Genomic DNA, 5,657 nt, shown 5'->3' on the forward strand with positions numbered 1-5,657 from the left:
AACGGCTACACCACTACACGGGACTTGACCGCAGCGTGCCGTTGAGCTTTCAGGGCAAGGGCTTGCTGCTTCGCAGGTTCGTGCGCAGTTGATTCGGGAGGACTGTAGGTCTGTTCCTTCTGCCGCTTCAATTTCGGGATGGGTACGCAACGCCCGTCATGGCAACGGCGTCGATAAAGGTTGGCGTTGCGCCGAGTTGATCGCCGAGGTCGTCCGGGTGAATGTGACAACGTCGGCATCCACCCGCGAGATTGGATGGCGTTTTCGGGTCGCTGCGAGTTCCGTGGCGGTGTGGACGCACAAGTTCGCTCCGGATGCGGGTTTGCGGCGTGGGATGACGCCGCAGGAGATTGAACAGGCGACACTGGCGCGTGTGAAAGAACACCACGAAACCCAAAAACGCAAGCGCAAGAAGACCGAAACACAACGTCATTCACAACGTGCCGCGCGCGATGAGAGTGCGCATTCACGCAATCATGAGCAGCCAACGGCTCCGTTTGATGAGGCAGCGTTGCCGGATGATGTTGAGGCCCTCAAAGACCTATTGCGGCAAGAGCGATTTATGCGTCTGGCGGATAAAGCGCTGTTTGAGGCGGTGATGGAATCTGAGGGAAAAGCGCAAACCCGGAGACGCTCGACAGCGTGGTCGTCGCTACGGCTGTCAGACGACTCCGGGACGTCGGATACCAAGTAACACATTGCTGCGCCTACTACGGGTTGAATTACAGCACGTACAAGTCGGCATGCCGACGGTTGGATCACCCTTTGGTCGACCGCAAAGGCCAGGCCAAGGCATTGGTTTCGGCTGTTTGTGAGGACAATCGCATGGTCTACGGCTACCGCCGCGTGACTGAAGTATGCAAAGCGAACGGTCTTTCACTCGGTGAAAAATCGATTCGCACGATCATGAGCGAGGAACACTTGCAGCCGAAGACAAAACGCACCAAGCGCTACAGCTCATATAAGGGCGAAACTGCGCATCGCCCAGCGAATCGATGTCTGGTTGGAGATATCGACACTGTCGCCAAAAATGGCACCCACGTCTCGCAAAGATATCGTTCGCAAGCGGATCGTCGCAGGCAGGCGGGCAGGAAGGATCTGGTGCACGACTTTTACGCCGACGCACCAAACCAAAAACTCGGCACCGACATCACCGAGTTTCAATGCGCTGACGGCAAGGTCTTTTTTAGCCCGCTCATCGACTTCCACGACAACATGCCCATCGTATACACCTGCGCCACACGGCCAGCGGCGTTGTTGACCAACACCATGCTTGAAGCTGGGCAACCGGGGCAACGCCCCGGCTTGCACACCGACCGCGGCTGGCACTACCGCCACGCCGACTGGGTCGATCGACTCACCGACACCAGCCACGACAGGCAACAATGCGCACAATGCACGCAGGAAAAACCCTGCGATAACGCCTGGTTGATGGTGCCGTCCCTATCGCGGCTCGGCAACAGCGGCGACAACGCCCGAGTCGAGGGCTTCTTCGGCACCGTCAAGCGCGAACTTTATGCCAATAGGATTCGACCTGAAAAGCTCACGACCGAGGAGTTTATGGAGTATCTTGACGACTACCTGGACTGGTTCGTCTTTGACAGACTCACCACCGGACCAGACGGGCAATACACAACCCTGGCTAAGCAAAGAAACCTAGCCAAAACCACCTAGCCAACGACACAACGGCAACGAGTGGTTCACAGGAAGTCCGCAGACCAGATCCGTGAATTAGTTCCCACTTGGACGGTTGAATAATTCACTATCCCCAGGTCGCCAAAAACTCACGGCGGGATAGTTCACAAGCGAGTGAACTTTGTCGCAATTGGGGCGGAAAGGCGCCCCGGGGCCGAAACCCCGGGGCGCCGTAGAAATGCCAGGACCGCGTCTAGCTCTCCCGGCGGATGTTGATGAGCACGCCGCGGATGCCGGAGTGGAACCCGTCGCGAAGGTTCACGCGCTGGGTTTCGGACAGGGTGTACTCGTGCAGGGTCTCGCAGGCGAACTGCAGCAGTGGCCTGTCGATCTCCGGGGGCAGGCCGCCGCCGGAAAGGAGGTGGGCGTTGTCTCGCTGCTCACTGGAGGCAGCGTTTTCAAACCACCAGTTAGCGTACTGCTGGCCCACGTCGTAGGGGGTCTGGAAGCCGGCGGAGGTCCACACTTCCTCGGGAAGCGGCACGTAGCGGGAGCGCAGCTTGCGGCGCGGAGCCATCATCGAAGGCTTCGGCGCAGGCTTGGGTCCCGGCTTCGGCGCAGGTGAGGGCGCATCCGAGTTCGTGCCGGCGAGCGACGCAGGCGACGGCTTGGCACTTTCGGCGGGGGCTGAGGGCGCCGACGGACGGTCCGGTTCGCTGGAAACGTTCTGGTTGCCGGGCTTGTTCGACTCGTTGTTGGCCTCCACCTGTGCCTCGGACGGCTCGTCCAGCTCCGGCTCGTCCGGGCGGTGGGTGCGCTGCTGCGAAGTAGGTGTGCCGACGATGTCGGACGGCTTCGGAGCACCGTCAGGCGCTGGCGCCGGCTTCGGGGCTGCCTGGTCGGGCTCGCCGTCGACGGACTTGGCGTCCGATGCAGTGTCCGATGCAGTGTTCGATTTCGAGCCGTCCCCCGAAGCACCCGAAGCGCTCGAACCGCTGGCAACCGCGTCCGGCCCGAGCGGGTCCGGGCCCAGCCCTGGAACCGCGGTGGGGCCGTCCGCCTCTTCGAGCGGAGCAGCGTCGTTAAGCGGGCGCTCCCTGATGCTCGGCGGAAGCGGGCCTTCGAGCACCTGGAGGCGCATGGCGTCGGCGAAGTCTTCGCGCGGGTCGAGGATGGTGGTGCTGTCGCAGGCGTGGCGCAGGGCGGAGGACATGGAGTCCCAGCCGAAGCCGTAGAGGTGCATGCGCGCGCCGCGGCTGGTCACTTCCTCGACGCCGGGGATCATGTCCGCGTCGCCGGAGACCAGCACGAAGTCGGTGAATTTCTCGCTCACGCCGTTGACCACAAGGTCGGCGACGAGGCGGGTGTCCACGCCTTTTTGGGTGCGGCGCTCGCCCCACTCGATGAGCTGGCCGGTGCGCAGTTGCACGCCGTCGCAGGTGCGCAGGGCGCGCTGGTAGCGGTGCGGGCCGGAGTCGGGGATGCCGTCGTACCAGAACTGGCGGTGGATGGGTTGGTTGAGTTGGTTGGTGATCATTTTGCCGAGGGTTGCCACAACCTCCGGCAGGTCGATTTCTAACTGTGCGCGGGCGCCGATTTCCCACGAGTTGTAAAAGCTCGCGAGCAGGTATGACGTGTCGACGAACACAAGTGTGCGTTCAAGCATGGCTCCTAAATTCCGATTCTTTTTCGTTACTAAGTTGAGTTACAGGCACCATCTTGCCTGAAAAACCTCAGTCATTCCACGTCGTAATTGTCACGGTTTCCTGCGAACCCGTTGCGCTCGATGAACCTGCGTGATAGTTAGTTAGTTACTCGAGTAACTAACCCGTCAACCGGAGGGCAGGGCATGAACACTGACGCAGAGCCGCTCTTCGTGCAGATCGCCAGTTTCGTCGCCGACCTCATCGTCGACGGCACCCTGAAGCCCGGCGAGCAAGCACCGTCGACGAATCAGCTCGCCCAGTTCCACGAAATTAATCCCGCGACGGCGCGCAAGGGGCTTGCATTGCTTGTCGACGATCACGTGCTGGAAAAGCGCCGCGGCCTGGGCATGTTCGTCACCGACGGGGCTCGCGACCGCATCCTGGAAAAGCGCCGCGAGGACTTCGCCGGCGACTACGTCGCCCCGCTCATCGACGAAGCGCTGCACCTCGGCTATTCCCGTTCCAACCTCCACGACCTGATCGACCGCGTCGCAGAAAGCAGAGGCATGTACCAATGACCATCCACACCCGCGACCTCACCCGCCGCTTCGGCTCCAAGGTGGTGCTCACCGGAGTCGACCTGGATCTGGGCCCCGGCATCCACGGCCTGCTCGGCCGCAACGGCGTGGGAAAATCCACGCTGCTGCGCATCCTGTCCGGTCAACTCAAACCCACCTCCGGCACCGTCGAGGTGTTCGGCGTGCGCCCCTTCGACAACGCGTTTGTCATGGACAACACGTGCCTGACCGGCGTTGACACCGCCTACCCGGGCACGTGGTCCGGCGCGGATGTAATCAAGGGTGCGCGGTTGCGCTACCGCACCTGGGACCAGCAGCTTGCCGACGCACTGACCGCCGACTTCGCCATGGATCAGGCATTGGAAACCCGCTACGGGAAGCTCTCCCGCGGGCAGCGCGCCATGATCGCCATCGTTATCGGGCTCGCTTCCGGCACCGATCTTCTACTCCTGGACGAGCCCTACGTCGGCCTGGACACCCACAACACCGAGGTGTTCTACCGCCACCTGCTGGACCAGGCGGACACCGGCCGCACCATCGTCATGGCCACCCACCACATCGAAGACGCCGCGAAGGTGCTGGATACGGCAGTGATTCTGGGGCGTGAGGGTGCCGTCGTTAAACAATGTGCTCCCGAAGTCGCCGACGCCTTCGCGGTTGTGGGAGGGGAGCTTTTGCCTATCGACGACGCTCCGCGCCACGCCCGCCCCGCCCGCTTCGACGACCTCATCGAGCACTACCTGGAGGTGTACTGATGAACACGACCTTGCTCGGATTCTTCCGCCACCAGTTCGTCGCGCCCTCGCTGTACAGGTTGCTGTGGATGGTGCCGCTGGCGGCGATGTTCGCGCTCGGCGCGACGATTACGGACCACCCGCTTACTGCGGTGATGACGCCTGCATTTGTGACCTTGTTTGTCATCGGCGCGCTCTCAATGGAAGAGACGGCGTACGCGGCCTACGGCATGCCGCGGGGTCGACGGCTACGACTGGCCGCGATGTCGGTGGTGCCGGCGGTGGTGATTGGCGCGGCCGTCGCGTTGCTGCTGCGGCCCGACTGGCTTGGAGTTGTGGGCGCCTTGGGGGCGCTCGCGATGGGCCTGCTCATGGGGCAGCGCTACGTCACCGGCGAGGTTCCCGAAACGAGTGAGCGTGTTCGGTCGCGCTTAGGCTCGCGCGGCTTCCTTGTGGAGCTGGTGTGGAAACCGCAGCTGCTCTGGGCATTCGGTAGCGCGGCGGCGCACTGCGTGACGCTGTACCTGGCAAGCTTCATCGGTTCCGAGCCGCTCAGAGTGTGGATTGGGGCTTTGCCGCTGCTGGTTTGGTACGGCATGTATTGCATGCACGGCTCGGCAATCGCCGGAACAGACGTGGGCGCGAGCTACGGGGTGCCGCGTCGGCGCTGGCTTGGAGTAACGCTCGCGGCAACAGTTGTCTCAGTGCTGCTCTATACGGTCGTTGTTGGTGTTGTCTCGAGTTTGAGCTGGGCCGCGGTGGTGGTCGGCTCGGCGGGTGCCTTTGCCTGCGCCGTGCTGGGATCGGCCATAAAAACCCGGCGCAGCGAAATGGGGCTGTTTCCGGCGATGTTCTTGGCCATCCCTATCTCGCGAGCGATCGAAGTGGAAAGTTTCACGGATGGTGAAACCGTTTACCCCCTTGTCGTCGCGGGAGTGCTGTTGCTGGTCGGCGTAGTGATGCAGGCGGCGTATTTGGGTGGCTATATGAACCCCAAACAAGCACTTAAGAACACTTAAAAAACAGCCTGTGCGCTGCGGGTTTGTGTTGTGTGTGGGGTGTGT

6 protein-coding genes are annotated in these 5,657 nt (G+C 62.1%); 5 read left to right on the forward strand and 1 reads right to left on the reverse strand.

What is annotated here, in order from left to right; all coding sequences use genetic code 11:
* Nucleotides 1–196: 196 nt before the first annotated feature.
* Complete coding sequence (locus HMPREF2791_RS03885) at nucleotides 197–694, forward strand: hypothetical protein (RefSeq protein ID WP_070844468.1); 498 nt, start codon at nucleotides 197–199, stop codon at nucleotides 692–694.
* Nucleotides 695–765: 71 nt separating this feature from the next.
* Complete coding sequence (locus tag HMPREF2791_RS03890) at nucleotides 766–1,674, forward strand: DDE-type integrase/transposase/recombinase (protein WP_168168286.1); 909 nt, start codon at nucleotides 766–768, stop codon at nucleotides 1,672–1,674.
* Between the two features lie 214 nt (nucleotides 1,675–1,888).
* Here the strand turns inward: HMPREF2791_RS03890 and HMPREF2791_RS03895 are convergent, their stop codons facing one another.
* Entirely contained in the window at nucleotides 1,889–3,301 is a 1,413-nt protein-coding gene (locus HMPREF2791_RS03895) for an NYN domain-containing protein (protein ID WP_070844472.1), read from the reverse strand.
* Between the two features lie 183 nt (nucleotides 3,302–3,484).
* Here HMPREF2791_RS03895 and HMPREF2791_RS03900 point away from each other — a divergent pair, with 183 nt between their 5' ends.
* The 3 genes from HMPREF2791_RS03900 to HMPREF2791_RS03910 are packed head-to-tail and all read left to right on the forward strand — an operon-like array spanning nucleotide 3,485 to nucleotide 5,612.
* The gene (locus HMPREF2791_RS03900) at nucleotides 3,485–3,859 is read left to right on the forward strand and encodes a GntR family transcriptional regulator (RefSeq protein ID WP_070475662.1); all 375 of its coding nucleotides are present in this window, start codon (nucleotides 3,485–3,487) and stop codon (nucleotides 3,857–3,859) included.
* The gene (locus HMPREF2791_RS03905; RefSeq protein ID WP_070844473.1) at nucleotides 3,856–4,614 is read left to right on the forward strand and encodes an ATP-binding cassette domain-containing protein; all 759 of its coding nucleotides are present in this window, start codon (nucleotides 3,856–3,858) and stop codon (nucleotides 4,612–4,614) included. The genes HMPREF2791_RS03900 and HMPREF2791_RS03905 overlap by 4 nt, the downstream gene beginning before the upstream one ends.
* Complete coding sequence (locus HMPREF2791_RS03910) at nucleotides 4,614–5,612, forward strand: class II aldolase/adducin head domain-containing protein (protein WP_070844475.1); 999 nt, start codon at nucleotides 4,614–4,616, stop codon at nucleotides 5,610–5,612. Before HMPREF2791_RS03905 ends, HMPREF2791_RS03910 begins: the two co-directional genes overlap by 1 nt.
* The last annotated feature ends 45 nt before the right edge of the window (nucleotides 5,613–5,657 follow it).

Source organism: Corynebacterium sp. HMSC034A01, assembly GCF_001838175.1.
Taxonomy (GTDB): domain Bacteria; phylum Actinomycetota; class Actinomycetes; order Mycobacteriales; family Mycobacteriaceae; genus Corynebacterium.

Excerpts from the sequence above, each read along its gene's own strand:
- HMPREF2791_RS03900 (WP_070475662.1), top strand. The coding sequence starts at position 3,485 with ATGAACACTGACGCAGAGCCGCTCTTCGTGCAGATCGCCAGTTTCGTC.
- HMPREF2791_RS03910 (WP_070844475.1), top strand. The coding sequence starts at position 4,614 with ATGAACACGACCTTGCTCGGATTCTTCCGCCACCAGTTCGTCGCGCCC.
- HMPREF2791_RS03905 (WP_070844473.1), top strand. The coding sequence starts at position 3,856 with ATGACCATCCACACCCGCGACCTCACCCGCCGCTTCGGCTCCAAGGTG.
- HMPREF2791_RS03895 (WP_070844472.1), bottom strand. The coding sequence starts at position 3,301 with ATGCTTGAACGCACACTTGTGTTCGTCGACACGTCATACCTGCTCGCG.